Raw genomic sequence first — 15,397 nt, 5'->3', positions numbered from 1 at the left:
TTACCGATGGGGATTGCTTCTCATTTCACGGTAGCTGCATCCTGATCGGGTGAGTTTAGCGAGTGGACAATTTAGGTAGAACGTCGCCGCTGCCGAAGGATTCCCGTCATCCGGATGCCTGTGATTAACAAAATGATTAACCCCACTCCCACCAACAGGACATAGATCGGGTGCAGAATCGTCCCAAAGTAGCGGCCTTCGTGGATGCTGAGGAAAATGCCCACTTGCTCATAGTCCAGGCCGAACCAGGTGCGGGCGAGGCGGTAGATGATGCCGGTGGTGGCGCTGAGGATCAGGGGGAGAAGGGCGATCGCACCCACGATCCGATGCCAGCGGCGATCGGTCTGTTTCGCCGGTCGTCCCCACAGTTGCTTCGCCATCATCCCCCCGGTGACAATCAAGCCCAGCAGTCCCACTCCCAGCAGCAGCACATAGACCGGCACGAGGGGCTTGCCTAAAAACTCCCCTTGGTGAATGATCATGAGCCAGTCTTGGTGCGGCAGATTAAACCAGGCCCGCCCAACGCGATAGATCACGCCAGTCAGGGCGGTGGCGAAGAGGGGAAGGAAAAAGATGGGGGCGATCGTGCGGTGGAATTTGCGAATGTTCATCGGATTTTGCAGTGAGGGAATAGGGGGCAGGGGGGTTAAAGTTCGACCCATTTCCGGAGGAGATTCGAGAGGGTTTTGCTGAGGAGGTCAAACTCAACGGTTTTGCCGTATTTTTCAAAGGTAGCGCGGCGCACGGTGTCTAGTTCAAAGAGGATTTCACGCTCTTGGGGATCGCGGACGAGACTTTGGACCCAAGTGACGGCGGCGAGGCGTATCCCGGTGGTGACGGCGGCGACATGGTGCAGCATCGTGGAGGGATACACCACCATCGAACCGGCGGCAAGTTTAATCTGCTGCTCACCGAAGGCGGTGTCAAGGCAGAGTTCGCCGCCGGTATAGCTGTCGGGGTCGCTGAGAAAGAGGGTGAGGGATACATCAGAACGGGTGCGATCGCGCCCCTTCCCCATCAGGGCATTATCGGTATGGGTTCCGTAACTCATCCCCGGTTCATAGCGGCTGAACAGCAGCGGGCGGATCGTGTGGGGGCGAATGGCGGCTTGAAAGAGGGGATGGCGTTGGATGGCGGGTTTAACGAGCGATCGCAAGGTTTGCGCCTCGTCTGTTTTGCCGTCGATTTGTTCGTTGGTCTTCACTAACTTGGCATAGCGCCCCGCTGTGATTTTCCCATCAACAAAGGATGCCGTCATTAAGGTGCGTTGCACGGTTTCCAACTCATCCGGAGTGAGAACATTTTCAATCGTTAAAATCATCACCAATCAATACCATCCAGCTCAAAACATTCCATTCAGACCCTGCCCCATCCGGTTTAGGATTCGTAGCCTTCGCCCGCTTCATCATCGTAGTCATCATCATCGGACTCGTAGCCTTCGCCCGCTTCATCATCGTAGTCATCATCATCGGACTCGTAGCCTTCGCCAGATTCGCCCTTTTCATCATCCTTCGCCGCATCGAGGCTAGGGGTGGTGGATTCGTTCGCCACCAAGGTCGCCGTTTGGGTCGGTTCAACCAGGGCATGGGGTGACGACTCTTGGGGCAATGCGCCGCCTTCTTCGCCACCATCTTCGGCGGGGGGCGGTGTAGTGCCACAGGCGGCGAGGCTGGTGGCCAAACCGAGGGACAAAAAGAGACTAACGGCTTTTGAGGTTGGGTGATTCATGGTCATTAATGGTTGTTAGGTCGTTATGATTCAAGATGCCCGATAAAAGTAAAGAACTCGGAAAGGTCGCTAATGTCACTCTCTCCCCCGCTGAGCCTCACGGTTGACCAGCCCGCACCCCGCCTGGATCGGTGGCTGGCGGATCAGATTCCGGATCTGTCGCGATCGCGCCTCCAAAAACTGATCGAGCAGGGCCATGTATCCTGCAACGACCAGCCCTGTTTGAATAAAAAAACGGCCCTCAATGTGGGCGATCGCCTCACCGTCACGATTCCCCCCACCGAACCCCTCACCCTCACCCCCGAAGCCATCCCCCTCGACATCCTCTACGAAGATGAGGTCTTGATTATCATCAACAAGCCCGCTGGGATGGTGGTGCATCCCGCCCCCGGCCACGATCGCGGCACGCTTGTCCATGCCCTGCTCCACCATTGCCAAGACTTAGCCGGGATTGGCGGGATTGAACGGCCGGGCATTGTCCATCGGTTGGATAAAGACACTAGCGGCGCGATCGTCGTGGCGAAAACCGATCACGCCCTCCAACATCTTCAGCAGCAAATCAAAACCAAAACCGCCCAACGCCTCTATCACGGCATCGTCTACGGCGCACCCCAAGCGGAGCATGGCACGGTAGACGCGCCCATTGGTCGGCATCCGGCGGGGTTGAAAAAAATGGCGATCGCGGATCTCGAACGGGGGCGATCGGCCGTCACCCATTGGCAAGTGTTGGAGCGGTTGGGCAACTATACCCTGCTGAGGTTTCAACTCACCACGGGCCGCACCCACCAAATCCGCGTTCACCTTACCCACATCGGTCATCCGCTCCTGGGCGATCCCCTCTACGGGCCAGGGCGGGCCATGGGGGTGAATTTAACCGGACAGGCTCTGCACGCTTATCGCTTGGGCTTGGTGCATCCCATTTCGGGGGAGCCGATTGAAGCGATCGCGCCTCGGCCCGCCCAGTTTGAAACCCTATTGAATGTACTCCGACGGCGAGCTTAGGGCATGGTGACCATGCCCCTACGAGTGGATCGGTCTGTAGGGATTTGGTCACCATGCCCAAAACTGGGGAGCCTAGAGGATTTGCGAGAGGAATTGCTTGGTGCGATCGTGTTGAGGGTTGTTGAAGAAAACATCGGGGGGAGCTTCCTCGACGAGTTCACCATCAGCCATCAAGACGACGCGATCGGCCACTTCCCGCGCAAAGCCGACTTCGTGGGTCACACAAACCATGGTCATACCGTCGTCAGCCAGCGATCGCATCGTGTCGAGCACTTCCCGCACCATTTCCGGGTCAAGGGCGGAGGTGGGTTCATCAAAGAGCATGATCCGGGGTTGCATCGCCAGGGCGCGAGCGATCGCCACCCGTTGCTGCTGACCCCCGGACAATTGCCCCGGATATTTTCGCGCCTGTTCTAAAATTCCCACCTTTTCCAGGAGTTGCATGGCGTGGGCTTCGGCTTCCACTTTCTTGCGACGACGCACCCAGATCGGCGCGAGGGTGACATTTTGCAACACGCTCAAATGGGGGAACAGGTTGAACTGTTGGAACACCATCCCCACTTCACGGCGAATCGCATCAATATTTTTTAAATCGTGGGACAGTTCAATCCCATCCACCATAATCGTCCCTTTTTGATAGGGTTCGAGGGCGTTAAAGGTGCGGATGAAGGTGGATTTTCCGGAACCCGATGGCCCCATAATCACCACCACTTCACCTTTACGCACGGTCAAACTCACCCCGCGCAGGACGTGAAATTGATTGCTGGCGTACCATTTCTGCACATCGGTGGCGACAATCATCGCCTCAGCAGGTTTTTTCAGTTCAGCAGCGGGGGCGGTGTCAGAGGTTGGGTTTACCGAAGGGTTGCCAGTCATGGAATCTCCTGTAGAAACATTGGGCAGCTTAAGGGGATTTTAGTTGACAATTTACATTACAACTGAATAATTGCTGACATTCTGGGGGCGATCGCATCAAATATCCACCCGAATGCGTTGTGGGCCACGCTCTAAAATCCTCCTGCCTTAGGATAGTCCACCCCTGACCATTGGCCCGAAGCCACCCAGATACCGCCGTGTTGCTCCACTAGGGCGGGGCGCATCACATAGCCCCACACCCGGCCGAGGGACTGGCCCCCAGGGGTGAACACTTCAATCTGTTGGCGATCGTATTCGTTGTGCTCCGGCGATCGCCCCTCCTCATAGGTCTCCAAGGGATCTAAAATCGCCAAAATATCAGCCGCCTCAAATGTTAACAACACCCCCATAATCCGCTCTATGCCGTGGGTCATGGCGGGATAGCCATAGGCCGGGAGGTGATAGAGCCGCCCCCAGGTGTAGGCGGGTTGGGCCCGGTGGGGGCGATCGCCACAATAGTCCCGATAATTGGCCTCGCCGGGCTTCAGTGTGCCGTAGACAAAGACTTGAATCATTGCCACCTCAATTGAACAAGTTTCACAATTTAGAGACGTATCTCTCCCACAGTGACCGACTGCTGATCCATAATATTGACCTAAATCCTCAGTAATACTAGGGGACGGCAAGGGGCTTAAAGCCCCTTGTTCTGTAGGGCGACGTGGGAAAAGTTGGATAATTCTAGATTTTGTATCAGATTCATCAAATCCACCACAGCACCCCGGTTAAGATAGTGAGGTTAATACGGCGTTAAAGTGTGGCTATTTTTTAGTTATTGACTCTTTTGCAACAACTCTCTGCACCGCAAACCCATTCCGCGTTTCCCGCCGACGTGATTCGGCTGCCCAATGGTCTGACCATTATTCATCAGCACTTGCCCGCTACCCCAGTCGTGGCGGTGGATGTTTGGGTCAAAGCCGGGGCCACCACCGAGCCGGACTCCTGGCATGGGATGGCCCACTTTCTAGAGCATATGGTGTTCAAAGGCAGTGATCAGGTTGCGCCGGGGGAATTTGACTGGATCATTGAAGCCAGCGGTGGGGCCACCAATGCCGCCACGAGCCACGATTATGCCCATTTTTTCATCACCACGGCGGCGCAATACCTCCCCCAAACCCTGCCCTATTTTGCGGATATCCTCCTCCACGCGGTGATTGACGATACGGAATTTGGGCGCGAAATGGATGTGGTGATTGAGGAGATCCGGGGCTGCCAGGATGATCCGGATTGGCTGGGGTTTCAAGCCCTCTGTGAAACGGTGTACGGGGATTCCCCCTATGGCCGTTCGATTTTAGGCACGGAAGCCCAGGTGCGGGAGCGATCGCCCCAGCAAATGCGCTGTTTTCACCGCACCCATTACCAACCGGAAAACATGACGGTGGTGATCGTCGGTGGGGTAGAACGGGAAACTGCGATCGCCCTGATCAGCGAGGCCTTTGGTTCCTTTGCGGTGCGATCGGAATGTCCCCCTTTAACCACCCAGCCGCTGCCCCATCTCGAAAAAATTACCCGCACCGAACTCCGATTACCGCGCCTCGAACAGGCCCGCCTCCTGCTTGCTTGGACGGCTCCGGGGGTGGACTTGATGGATGTGGGGATTGGCTTGGATATGTTGTCGGTGCTGTTGGCGGGGGGGCGATCGTCGCGCCTCGTTCGGGATCTGCGCGAGGAGGCGCAATGTGTGTGGGATGTGGGGAGTGAATTTTCCCTGCAAAAGAATGCGAGTATCTTGACGATTAATGCCTGGCTCGATGATGCACAGTTGCCGGACGTTGAAGCGATGATCCAAGACCACCTCCATCACCTCCAAACCACACCGATGAGCCGGGCAGAATTGAACCGGATTAAACGGTTGCTCTGTAATGACTATGCCTTTTCGACGGAAACACCGGCCCAACTGGCGGGCCTCTATGGCTACTACAACACGATCGCCCAAGCGGAACTCGCAGTAACCTATGCTGAAAGAATCCAACGGATGACCCCGGACATTCTCCAGCAGATCGCCCAAGACTATCTCAAGCCGGATTGCTATGCGGTGACGGTGATGCGATCGCTCTAAACGTCCCCAGTTGGTGATCCTACCCCACGCTTTTAGTTCCCTATGTCGGCCCAACCCTTAACTCAAACCCGTTTAGCCAACGGGATTACCGTAATCGCAGTGGAAAATAATGCGGCGGATATTGTCGCAGCGCGGTGTTTTTTACGGGCGGGGGGACGGTGGGAAACTCCGGGACAACGGGGGATTTCCCATCTTCTCTCGGCGGTGATGACGAAGGGAACCACCACCTTCTCTTCGGCGGATATTGCCGACCAGGTGGAGTCCACCGGGGCCAATATGGGGACGGATGTGTCAGCGGATTATTTTGTCCTCAGCTTGAAGACCGTGACGGCGGACTTTCCCAACCTGCTGCGGTTGGCGGCGGACTTGTTGCGATCGCCCAGTTTCCCCACCGCCGAAGTCCAACTGGAACGCCAACTGACGCTCCAAAACATCCGCGCCCAACAGGAACGCCCCTTTAGCCTCGCCTTTCAACAACTGCGCACCGCCATGTATGCCGGTCATCCCTACGGCGGCTCCATGCTCGGCACACCGGAAACCATCCAAGCCCTCACCCCTGCCGATCTTCACGCCTACCATCACACCTATTTCCGCCCGGACAATCTGGTGATTAGCCTCTGTGGGCGGATCGTGCGGCAGGATGCGATCGCCCTCGTAGACGCAATCTTTGGCGATTGGACAGCCCCAGCCGCTGCCCTTCCCCTCCCCCCCATTCCCACCCTCACCCCCCAACCCGGCTGCCACATCATCCCCCAAGACACCCAGCAATCCATCGTCATGCTCGGCTATGCTGCCCCTTCCGTCCACAACACCACCGACTACGTGCCCCTCAAGGTAATCAACACCTATCTCGGCAGCGGCTTATCCAGTCGTCTCTTTGTGGAACTGCGGGAAAAGCAAGGCCTCGCCTACGATGTTTCTGCTTTTTACCCCACCCGCTACCACCAATCCCAATTTGTCGCCTACATGGGCACGGCCCCCGAAAACACCCAAATCGCCGTTGATTGCCTCCACCGAGAACTGAAACGCCTCTGCGAGGTGGTGCTCGATCCCGAAGACCTCCAAGCCTCGAAAAATAAACTCCTGGGTCAATACGCCCTCGGCAAACAAACCAACGCCGAAATTGCCCAGCTTTTCGGCTGGTATCAAATCATTGATCTCGGCGTGGACTTTGACCAACAGTTTCAAGATGCCGTCAATGCCGTCACCCTAGAGGACTTGCAAACCATTGCCCAACGCTATTTCACCACGCCCTATCTGTCGATTCTCGGCCCGGCAACCCACGTCAGCACCGTTATTTTCTAAGCGCTGCCGAATCCTGTTGAGGGATTACCGGGCTGCGGGGGGGATTGTCGGAGGGGCAGTTTAATCCAAAAACAGGTTTGACCCGGTTGGCTGGTGCAGGTCAATTGACCTTGATGATTTTCGGTGATGATTTGGTAGCTGATCGATAATCCTAACCCTGTCCCTTTGCCGATCGCCTTGGTGGTAAAGAAGGGGTCAAAGAGACGGTCTTGGGCTTCGGGGGTGATGCCGGAACCGTTGTCGATGATGGCGATCGTGATGCCGTCCGCTTCGGGGCGGGTGACGATGCGAATCTCGCTAGGGTCGGCTTGAATGGCGGCATAGGAACGGCCCTGATCGCGTTCCTCAAGGGCATCTATGGCATTGACGAGCAGGTTCATAAAGACCTGATTTAACTGGCCGGCGTAGCAGTTAATCAGGGGCAATGCGCCGTAGTCTTTGATGACGGCGATCGCGGGTCGGGCCTCACTTGCTCGCAGTCGAGTTTGCAAAATCATCAAGGTGCTATCAATGCCGTCGTGAATATTGACATCCTTAATTTCCGACTCATCCAACCGGGAAAAGGTGCGCAAGGATTGGACAATGGCACGGATGCGCTCGGTTCCCACCCGCATCGATTGGAGCAGGTTTTGAAAATCCGTTTTCAGAAACTCCAGATCCAGGTCGTCGATCAAGTCGGCAATCTCAGGCTGGGGATCGGGATAGTGATGCTGATAAGCATTGACCAGTTGAATCAGGCCGGCGCTGTATTCATCCGCATGGGCTAGGTTGCCATGGATAAAGTTAACCGGATTGTTGATTTCGTGGGCGACCCCGGCCACCAGTTGCCCCAGGCTCGACATTTTTTCACTTTGCACGAGCCGCAGTTGAGTCCGTTGCAATTCTGCGAGGGCGGCGGCGGCTTCGGCGGCTTTGGTTTGGCTTTGGGCGAGGAGGCTGGCTTGGGTGAGGGCGATCGCTAGCTGTCCCACCACCGCTTCGAGTAATTCCACCTCATCATCTAGCCACGGTCGCACCGCTTGACTCTGGGTACAGGCAAACACCCCGTAGCGATCGCCCACCTCATCCCACACCGGCAAAACCAACATCGAACGATTTCCCAAGCCCTGCAACATCGACCGCACCCTCGGATCATCAACAGCGCTCGTATCATCTAACCGAACAATGCGCCGCTGCAAAATCAAATCCGAAAGACTGCCAAACGCCGCCACAGGATGCCGCCCCACCAAACTCGGTAAGCCCGGTATCACCACTTCAGTCACCACCTCCCAATAGTGACCCTCGTCAATTTCCAGATACCAAGCAAAATGACAACGATCGATGTTGAGAAATGCCTGGATTTCCTGAACGGTAGTGTTCAGAATGTGATCAAGATTGAGGGTTAACGAGTGGCGAATTTGTTGAGTGAGTTGGTTCAGGAGTTGTTCACGGTAAGCCTGTTGTTGAATCTGGGCGGCGGATTCCCGGAGCGCGATCTCGGCGTTTTTCATCTCAGTGATATTCAAGATCGACCCCAACAGGCCGATGCCGTGGCCCTCTGCATCTCGCCAGATACTCCCGTTGGCGCGAATCCATTCGACCCCTCCCGTCGGTGTGAGGACGCGATGCTCAATGCTGTAGTCGGTTTCTGTGGCGAGGGCTTGCTCCACCGCTATGAGGGTTGCGTCCAGATCGTCGGGATGGATGAGGGCAACATAGTCTTCAAAGGTGCGGCCCAAGAGTCCCACCTCTAGGCCAAAGACACTCTCAACGGCACTCGACCAAAATACATCGTTGGTGTAGCGGTTCCAGCGCCAACAGCCAAGTTTTCCGGCTTCCAGGGTGGTTTGCAGGAGAGCGTCTTTTTCACGGAGGGCGGCTTCCACTTCCTTGAGGCTGGTGATGTCCCGCGCCACAATGACCACTGTATTTTCTTGCTGGGGGGCAATGATCGAGTCAAAATAGACGATGCGATCGCCCAACGGCAAACTATAATCCATGCGCACCAATGCTTGCGTATCAACCGCTTGTTGGATATACGCCAAGAAGAAGTCCGCCAGATCCACCGGAAAAATCTCATGGAGGGTTTTACCAAGGGAGGTCTCAGCCGGTTGATACAGCAGCGGCGCACTACTAGGGGCAATTTTGAGGTGGCGACCGTCCCGATCCATAACGATGATCACATCTTGAATCGCGCTAAACAACGCCAGCAATTCAGCGCGGGATGCTCGCAGTTCTTCTTCTGCGACTTTGCGATCGTCAATATCGGCCATCGTTCCCAACATCCGATGGGCTTGACCCGTTTCATCCCTGAAGAAAATCCCCCGATCTTCCACATAGATATAACTGCCATCCCGCCGCCGCAGCCGATAATCCATATTGTAGGGACGACCCGCCGCCATACAGTCATCCAACAGGCTGAGGGTTTTTTCGCGATCGTCGGGGTGAATCCACTGCGCCCAATCCTGAGCATTAAAGGTGTTAAACGCATCGGGCGGATGACCCGTCATCGCCTCCATCGCTCCCATCCAACGAATGTTCCCGGTGGCAATGTTGTAGTCATAGATCAGTTGTCCCGTCTGTTCACAGACGTTTTGAAACCGCTGTTCACTGTCCGCGAGGGCGATTTCGGCCTGTTTACGGGCTGTGATTTCCACAATTAAGCCATCCCAAACGATCGCACCCTCGGCGGTGCGATCCGGTTTGGAGAGGAGTTCAACCCATTTGAGTTGCCCCGAAGGGGTGATGATCCGGTGTTCATATTGGGCCCGTTCTAGGGTTTGGGCGGTGGTGGCAATCAGCGTTTGTAACCCTGGTAAATCGTCAGGATGGACATAACTAAACGCCGTGATAAAGGATTCAGGTTCGAGTTCATACAGATCCCGACACCCTTCGGAAACGTAGGGGAAACGATAGGTTCCGTCGGCATCCATCCGAAATTGATAGATGACCCCCGGTAAATTCGCCGCTACTCGTTGAAGTTGTAACTGGCTGGCTTCTAGCTCGCGGGTGCGCTCTTCAATCGTCGATCGGAGGTCTTCGGTGAGTCGTTGCCAGGCAAGGGCTTGGGTTTGGGTGGCGAGTTGCTCGCGGAGGGCGGCGTTTTCGGCTTCAAGGGCAGCGATGCGTTGGGCATCGCTGTGAACGTCTGGAGACATACGATTGAGGATAGCGGAGGTGGCCTTTATTTTAACGTGATTACCCGTTGGGCTAAACGTAACTTGGCGGAGCGCGATCGCCGGTTTTCCTGTTTTTCATCGGCTTGGGCCACGATCGGCTTTTTGGTCACAATTTGCAACAGTTCTGACCCCCGAAACGCATATTTGACGATCCGATCTTCGAGGCTATGAAAACTGATGATCGCGATTCGTCCCTCCGGTTTTAACCAATGGGTTGCCCGATCTAAAAACAGCGCGAGGGAGTCTAATTCGGTATTCACCGCAATCCGCAGCGCTTGAAAAACACGGGTAGCGGGATGGATGCGACCATGGCGACATTGAGGCGGAATCGCATTCATAATCACGTCCACTAGATCTGTGGTGGTTTGCAGGGGACGACGGGCCACGATCGCCCGCGCAATCCGTTTAGAAAATCGCTCTTCGCCATATTCAGAAAAAATCCGCACTAACTCCACTTCCGAGCGATGGTTAATGATCTCCGCTGCGGTCAGGGTTTGGCGTTGATCCATGCGCATATCCAAGGGGGCCGCGTGCTGGAAACTAAAGCCCCGTTCTGGGCGATCCAATTGCGGCGAACTCACCCCCAAATCCGCCAAAATGCCGTCAAATTGCCCAGGCTGGCCGGGGTAGTCGGCAAAATTGCCCTGCCAAAACTGCACCGATGCGGGGAGGTGGGCTTGGGCGGCGGCGATCGCAGCCTCATCCCGATCAATCGCCGTCAATTGCACCTCAGCCGCCGCCGCCAAAATCAGCCCACTATGGCCCCCACCGCCCACCGTCGCATCCAAATAATGCCCCCCAGGACGCACATTCAGCCCCGCGAGCACCTCCCGACTTAAAACCGAGATATGGTGAAAGGCGAGATCCGGTAACTCGTTGCGATCGTCCGTCATTACACTGCCGCCGGCGCGAGGGTAATCGGTTCGAGGCGACCCTGGGCAATGTGCCAACTGTGGTCTGCGATCGCCGCCATATCCCCCGCATCATGGGTCACCACCAACAGCGTCCAATGGGCCTTTAACTTCTGCAACAACCGCACCAATTGTTGCCGCATCGACCAATCTAGCCCCGCCGTCGGCTCATCCAAGAGCAAAATATTCGGTTGGCGAATGAGTTGCACCGCCAAAGCCAAGCGCCGCTGTTGCCCGCCGCTGAGGTTGTTGGGGGAGGTGCTGAGGGAGAGATGGTCTAGCCCCACTTCCTGCAAGGCGGCGTGAATCTGCTCACTAATCAACTCCGGATGACCCAAGCGCAACTCTTCAAACAAGGTGTTGCCGCAAAAATGCCGCTCCGGAAACTGGAACACTAGACCCGCTAAATATTGCAATTCATAGCTATCAAGAACTTGGGTTCCCCATTGCACCACCCCGCTGGTATGTTCCGCCAGGCCGGCTAAAATTTCGAGCAAGGTGGATTTTCCCGACCCACTCGGCCCCACCACCAGCCCTAATTTTTGGGGCGGCAGTTCTAAATTAATCTGATGCAGAATCGGATTCGGTGAAGCGGGGGGATGGTAGGACAAATCGCGCAAATGCAGCATGGTGGCGAGGATAAGGCACAGTTCTACGGTATCACTTTCGGAACTTGTCGGATCAGGCGACCGTCAGGGAACCCAACCCAAACAGCTTTGTGATCCCTAGGGGCTGTTGACTTCACCACACTTCTTCATTCAATTTAGGACGGAATCCGATGATCATGAACCGTTTACGCCAACGTGGTTTGGCAATAGTTTCATCCTCAATTTTACTGGTGAGCTTAGGCAGTACGGCGGCTTGGGCGGGTGATCCGTTTCGGGGCGATCGCAACCCTAGCAATATTGGCGATCATACCGAAGCAGCGTTTGAAGCAATTTTCGCCGAGGGAGACTATCGCGCCGCCCTCCACCACATCCAAATGGCCTTGCGGACGGAAGGGAGCGATCCCCTCGCTCCGGCGATTCGTGCCTCGCTAGCCTATAACTTGGATAGTGATTTGGAAACGATGCAACAGTACGCCGAAGCAACGAAGACGGCGGCCCAAGCGCTTCTCGATCGCCCCAATGCCTCCCCCCAAGATCAAATTCGGGGCAATCTTTACCTCGCAGCGGGGACGTTCCTCAACGGGGTCTATACCTGGGAGAACGACAAGGACTATGTCTCGGCAGCGTTGACGGTGCAGGAAGTTTTTCGCTATATCAATGCAGCGGAACGCATTGATGACGAGGCGGACTTGAATGATCCGGAGTTGAACTTGGTCAAGGGCTATATTGAGTTGCTGCTGTCGGTGAATTTGCCGATGTCCAGCCCGGAAAATGCGATCGCGCAATTCGAGGCCAGTGCTCGACCGCGTTATTTAGTGGATCGGGGGATTGCGATCGCCTATCGTGACATTGGCTACAAGGCCGGGAAAGCCGAAGATGCCACCAAGGCCCGCACCGCCTACCGCCAAGCCCTCAATCATGTCAACAATAGCCTTAACGCAACCCCCGGTAACCCCGAACTCCTTTACCTCAAAGCCCAAATCCTCCACGAACTGGGCAAAGTCAATCAGGGCGTGGCCAAACAAGACCCCACCCCTAGTGATGTGGCTCAGGTCGAAGAGGCCTTAGATCTCTTCAACCAAGCCCTCGCCGCACGGGCACAATTGCCGGTAAGTTTGCCGGGTCAAATCGAGCGCGAGCGCAACATTGCCCAAACCTGGCTGAATAGTTACAGCAATTAAGTCACGGCACATCGGAATCGGTGGGTTACGGCGGATTTCACGCTAAAACCCCCCCGATCGCATGATCGGGGGGGTTTTATAGGGAATGCGAGGACTGCACATTCATGGTGATTCAGGATGATTGATTAGTCATGACGTTTGAAATCTTCTAACCAGTTGCGGGTTTGTTCGGCGGCAATATCGCGGCCACCGAGACCGAAGGCGAGGGCAACCGCCACGGCGATCGCACCCCCTAACAACCCAAAGGCCAAATTCACAATATCCGGCGCAATCCCCATCTGCCGCAACGCCATCGCCGACACAAAGATAATGATCGCAATCCGCGCTGCGTGACCCGCAATCCGCGCTTGGCGATCGCCGGAACTGGTAATCAAGGTGAAGGCAAAGTTGGACAAATACAAACCAATGGCGAAGACCACAACGCCCACCAACACTTTGCCCGCAATTAACATCACACCGCCCACCAACTCAGTCAAGGCATCAATGGCGAGAATATCCACCGCCGTTAGTGTGGCGATCAACATCACCGCAATTAAGACCACCGTGCCGATTAATTCCGACGGCGTGCGAACGGGTGTTTTCACCCCTTCGGCTTCGGTTCCGGCTCCATCTTGGACAGGAGGGGCAGAGGTGGCGGCAAACCCCAGCCATTCCATCACGTTGTTAAAGCCCATGCCGGTTAACAAGCTGGTGACCAGTTCAGAAATATAGCTGCCGCCAATATAGGCGAGGGTCAACACCACCGCCGCCGTGAAGATTTGCGGCAATGTGCCGAGGATGTCTTCGAGCATGGCGATCGCAGGCTCAGAGATGGCACTAATTTGCAACGCATTCAACGCCGAAATCGTCACCGGCAAGAGCACCAACACATACACCACCGTGCCGAGAATCCAAGACAATTTGCGCGAATCTTCGTCACCATCTAAGCCGAACTTGTTGCCGAGGCGATCGGTTCCCGTGGCGGCCAGTAAATTCGTCACCACACGGCGCACCACTTGGGCAATCAACCAGCCCACAAAGGCAATCAACACCGCCGCAAATACGTTAGGCAAGATGGCCAGCAGTTGATTCAGCATGTCCTGGATCGGAACGAGGGTTCCTTCGAGTTGCAACGTGCTGAGCACCGAGGGCAAGAAGAGCAAGAAGATGAACCAATACAGCGTATTGCCAATGGTTTCTGCTAGTGAAAACTCACTGTCTGCGCCGGTTTGTTGTCCAAGGCGCTCATCCAGTTGCACTGTCCGCAACGCTCGCAACACAAGCAACCGGACTAATGTTGCCAAAATCCAGGCTGCTGACAGTAGAATTGCTGCGCCGCCCACTTGAGGTAAGAAGCGGGTCACTTCTTCGAGGAGGGATTGCAGCGGTTGAGACACTTGTTGCAATTCCAGCGTTTCTAAGGCCGCAATAACAGCAAAGAGAATCACAATCCAGTAAACCGCTTCGGAGACCCATTTTTCAATCGGGGGGCCTTCGCCGTCGGTTTGCCCGGTAATCCAGGCCGCGATTTGGTTATCAATTCGGGTGTTATCCAGGAGTTTTTTGGTCAGCGATCGCAACGCAACAGCGATGATCCAGCCAATGAGGAGAATCAGAACCGCTCGCACCAGGTTCAGCACAGATGTTCCTATATTTTCTCCGACGGCAGCAAACATTTGATCCGCCCAGTTGGGCAGGACGATGGGCGTTTGGGCCGGCATCGCCGTCCATGGAGCGATGTCGTGAATCGGAATTGATTTCATAGTCAATATTTTTACTCAAGCGTCAGTCTGATGCCATTACATCATTGATTCCGGTGGAATGCAGCTATTGTTGATATTTGCTCATGTTTTCGCCGGTTTTGGTTGAATCCGTCTCCCATTGGGTATAGGGATGATCTACCAAATAGGCGTTGTAATAGCGTCGATCTTCTGATACCTCTGGGCCAATCCACGCCGGCAGGGCGATCGCTTGCTCTGGGGTGTCGAGTTCGACTTCCGCCAAAATTAAGCCTTGATTGTCGCCGAGAAATTCATCCACTTCCCAGATGAGGCCCGCGTCGGGGATTTTGTAGCGAATTTTGGTGATCAAGGGGCGATCGCACAGTTGCGCGAGTAGTTCTTCGGCATCTGCGCGGGGAATCGGATATTCATATTCCAGACGACTGATCCCCACTGAGCCGCCTTTGATGGTGAGATAAGCCTGATCTCCGGCAATCCGGACGCGGACGGTGCGATCGCCGCGACAAATATACCCCTGGCAATACCGTTGCCCTGTGGCTCCTTCTCGCCATGCGTCCGTGCTGACTAAAAACTTGCGCTCAATTTCTGTAGCCATGGGCCGAAACTCTCAAAAACAGAATGAGTATTTTACAGCGTGTTCACTCATTCCCCTCACCTCAAACCCCTCTCCCAAGGGGCTACTGCTTATACACAAACTGCTCTTAACGATGTTCACCTTCTCTCGATCCCCCCTAGCCCCCCTTAAAAAGGGGGGAACGCAAAAAAGTCCCCCTTTTTAAGGGGGATTTAGGGGGATCAAACGCAGACGAGGC

General features: G+C 55.3%; 14 protein-coding genes. 4 read left to right on the top strand and 10 right to left on the bottom strand.

Going from position 1 to position 15,397, the window contains the following annotated elements:
• Window positions 1-71: 71 nt before the first annotated feature.
• From PN477_RS18915 to PN477_RS18905, 3 genes are read right to left on the bottom strand one after another with little or no spacing between them, the layout of a single operon-like run.
• Window positions 72-611, bottom strand: coding sequence for a hypothetical protein (locus PN477_RS18915; RefSeq protein ID WP_272147549.1), 540 nt, complete (start codon window positions 609-611; stop codon window positions 72-74).
• A 35-nt stretch (window positions 612-646) separates the two neighbouring features.
• Complete coding sequence (locus tag PN477_RS18910; RefSeq protein ID WP_272118473.1) at window positions 647-1,321, bottom strand: Fe2+-dependent dioxygenase; 675 nt, start codon at window positions 1,319-1,321, stop codon at window positions 647-649.
• Window positions 1,322-1,377: 56 nt separating this feature from the next.
• Window positions 1,378-1,728, bottom strand: coding sequence for a hypothetical protein (locus PN477_RS18905; RefSeq protein ID WP_272118472.1), 351 nt, complete (start codon window positions 1,726-1,728; stop codon window positions 1,378-1,380).
• Between the two features lie 72 nt (window positions 1,729-1,800).
• On the opposite strand from PN477_RS18905, the gene PN477_RS18900 reads away from it, so the two are divergent.
• Window positions 1,801-2,730 carry an RluA family pseudouridine synthase gene (locus PN477_RS18900; RefSeq protein ID WP_272118471.1) on the top strand — a complete coding sequence of 310 codons (930 nt, stop codon included), beginning with the start codon at window positions 1,801-1,803 and terminating at the stop codon, window positions 2,728-2,730.
• A gap of 72 nt (window positions 2,731-2,802) precedes the next feature.
• Here PN477_RS18900 and PN477_RS18895 read toward each other — a convergent pair whose 3' ends face one another.
• Together PN477_RS18895 and PN477_RS18890 are read right to left on the bottom strand one after the other, a co-directional pair.
• Window positions 2,803-3,531 (bottom strand): amino acid ABC transporter ATP-binding protein, encoded by a 729-nt coding sequence (locus tag PN477_RS18895; RefSeq protein WP_072622804.1) that lies wholly within the window; start codon window positions 3,529-3,531, stop codon window positions 2,803-2,805.
• Between the two features lie 206 nt (window positions 3,532-3,737).
• Complete coding sequence (locus tag PN477_RS18890; RefSeq protein ID WP_272118530.1) at window positions 3,738-4,160, bottom strand: gamma-glutamylcyclotransferase family protein; 423 nt, start codon at window positions 4,158-4,160, stop codon at window positions 3,738-3,740.
• 266 nt (window positions 4,161-4,426) lie between these two features.
• Here PN477_RS18890 and PN477_RS18885 point away from each other — a divergent pair, with 266 nt between their 5' ends.
• Window positions 4,427-5,701 (top strand): M16 family metallopeptidase, encoded by a 1,275-nt coding sequence (locus PN477_RS18885; protein WP_417158859.1) that lies wholly within the window; start codon window positions 4,427-4,429, stop codon window positions 5,699-5,701.
• A 42-nt stretch (window positions 5,702-5,743) separates the two neighbouring features.
• Window positions 5,744-7,006, top strand: coding sequence for a M16 family metallopeptidase (locus tag PN477_RS18880; RefSeq protein ID WP_272118469.1), 1,263 nt, complete (start codon window positions 5,744-5,746; stop codon window positions 7,004-7,006).
• Here the strand turns inward: PN477_RS18880 and PN477_RS18875 are convergent.
• From PN477_RS18875 to PN477_RS18865, 3 genes are read right to left on the bottom strand one after another with little or no spacing between them, the layout of a single operon-like run.
• The gene (locus PN477_RS18875) at window positions 7,003-10,143 is read right to left on the bottom strand and encodes a PAS domain-containing protein (RefSeq protein ID WP_272118468.1); all 3,141 of its coding nucleotides are present in this window, start codon (window positions 10,141-10,143) and stop codon (window positions 7,003-7,005) included. The genes PN477_RS18880 and PN477_RS18875 overlap by 4 nt on opposite strands.
• Before the next feature lie 26 nt (window positions 10,144-10,169).
• The gene (rsmH, locus tag PN477_RS18870; RefSeq protein ID WP_272118467.1) at window positions 10,170-11,057 is read right to left on the bottom strand and encodes a 16S rRNA (cytosine(1402)-N(4))-methyltransferase RsmH; all 888 of its coding nucleotides are present in this window, start codon (window positions 11,055-11,057) and stop codon (window positions 10,170-10,172) included.
• Window positions 11,057-11,704, bottom strand: a complete 648-nt coding sequence (locus PN477_RS18865; protein ID WP_272118466.1) for an ABC transporter ATP-binding protein — start codon at window positions 11,702-11,704, stop codon at window positions 11,057-11,059. Before PN477_RS18865 ends, rsmH begins: the two co-directional genes overlap by 1 nt.
• 155 nt (window positions 11,705-11,859) lie before the next feature.
• Between PN477_RS18865 and PN477_RS18860 the strand changes: the two genes are divergently transcribed.
• Window positions 11,860-12,864, top strand: coding sequence for a Sll0314/Alr1548 family TPR repeat-containing protein (locus PN477_RS18860; RefSeq protein ID WP_272118465.1), 1,005 nt, complete (start codon window positions 11,860-11,862; stop codon window positions 12,862-12,864).
• A gap of 125 nt (window positions 12,865-12,989) precedes the next feature.
• Here the strand turns inward: PN477_RS18860 and PN477_RS18855 are convergent, their stop codons facing one another.
• Together PN477_RS18855 and PN477_RS18850 are read right to left on the bottom strand one after the other, a co-directional pair.
• Window positions 12,990-14,606 (bottom strand): mechanosensitive ion channel, encoded by a 1,617-nt coding sequence (locus tag PN477_RS18855; protein ID WP_272118464.1) that lies wholly within the window; start codon window positions 14,604-14,606, stop codon window positions 12,990-12,992.
• 64 nt (window positions 14,607-14,670) lie between these two features.
• Window positions 14,671-15,180, bottom strand: coding sequence for a CYTH domain-containing protein (locus tag PN477_RS18850; protein ID WP_272118463.1), 510 nt, complete (start codon window positions 15,178-15,180; stop codon window positions 14,671-14,673).
• Window positions 15,181-15,397 lie beyond the last annotated feature (217 nt).

Source organism: Spirulina subsalsa CS-330 (assembly GCF_028330765.1).
Lineage (GTDB): Bacteria > Cyanobacteriota > Cyanobacteriia > Cyanobacteriales > Spirulinaceae > Spirulina > Spirulina subsalsa_A.
Note: the sequence above shows the minus strand (reverse complement) of the source record. Positions and strands in the feature narration are given on the sequence as shown.

What these genes read in the sequence shown, in the direction of transcription:
- PN477_RS18915 (WP_272147549.1), bottom strand. Translation starts at nt 611, where the DNA reads ATGAACATTCGCAAATTCCACCGCACGATCGCCCCCATCTTTTTCCTT.
- PN477_RS18910 (WP_272118473.1), bottom strand. Translation starts at nt 1,321, where the DNA reads ATGATTTTAACGATTGAAAATGTTCTCACTCCGGATGAGTTGGAAACC.
- PN477_RS18905 (WP_272118472.1), bottom strand. Translation starts at nt 1,728, where the DNA reads ATGAATCACCCAACCTCAAAAGCCGTTAGTCTCTTTTTGTCCCTCGGT.
- PN477_RS18900 (WP_272118471.1), top strand. Translation starts at nt 1,801, where the DNA reads ATGTCACTCTCTCCCCCGCTGAGCCTCACGGTTGACCAGCCCGCACCC.
- PN477_RS18895 (WP_072622804.1), bottom strand. Translation starts at nt 3,531, where the DNA reads ATGATTGTCGCCACCGATGTGCAGAAATGGTACGCCAGCAATCAATTT.
- PN477_RS18890 (WP_272118530.1), bottom strand. Translation starts at nt 4,160, where the DNA reads ATGATTCAAGTCTTTGTCTACGGCACACTGAAGCCCGGCGAGGCCAAT.
- PN477_RS18880 (WP_272118469.1), top strand. Translation starts at nt 5,744, where the DNA reads ATGTCGGCCCAACCCTTAACTCAAACCCGTTTAGCCAACGGGATTACC.
- PN477_RS18875 (WP_272118468.1), bottom strand. Translation starts at nt 10,143, where the DNA reads ATGTCTCCAGACGTTCACAGCGATGCCCAACGCATCGCTGCCCTTGAA.
- rsmH (WP_272118467.1), bottom strand. Translation starts at nt 11,057, where the DNA reads ATGACGGACGATCGCAACGAGTTACCGGATCTCGCCTTTCACCATATC.
- PN477_RS18865 (WP_272118466.1), bottom strand. Translation starts at nt 11,704, where the DNA reads ATGCTGCATTTGCGCGATTTGTCCTACCATCCCCCCGCTTCACCGAAT.
- PN477_RS18860 (WP_272118465.1), top strand. Translation starts at nt 11,860, where the DNA reads ATGAACCGTTTACGCCAACGTGGTTTGGCAATAGTTTCATCCTCAATT.
- PN477_RS18855 (WP_272118464.1), bottom strand. Translation starts at nt 14,606, where the DNA reads ATGAAATCAATTCCGATTCACGACATCGCTCCATGGACGGCGATGCCG.
- PN477_RS18850 (WP_272118463.1), bottom strand. Translation starts at nt 15,180, where the DNA reads ATGGCTACAGAAATTGAGCGCAAGTTTTTAGTCAGCACGGACGCATGG.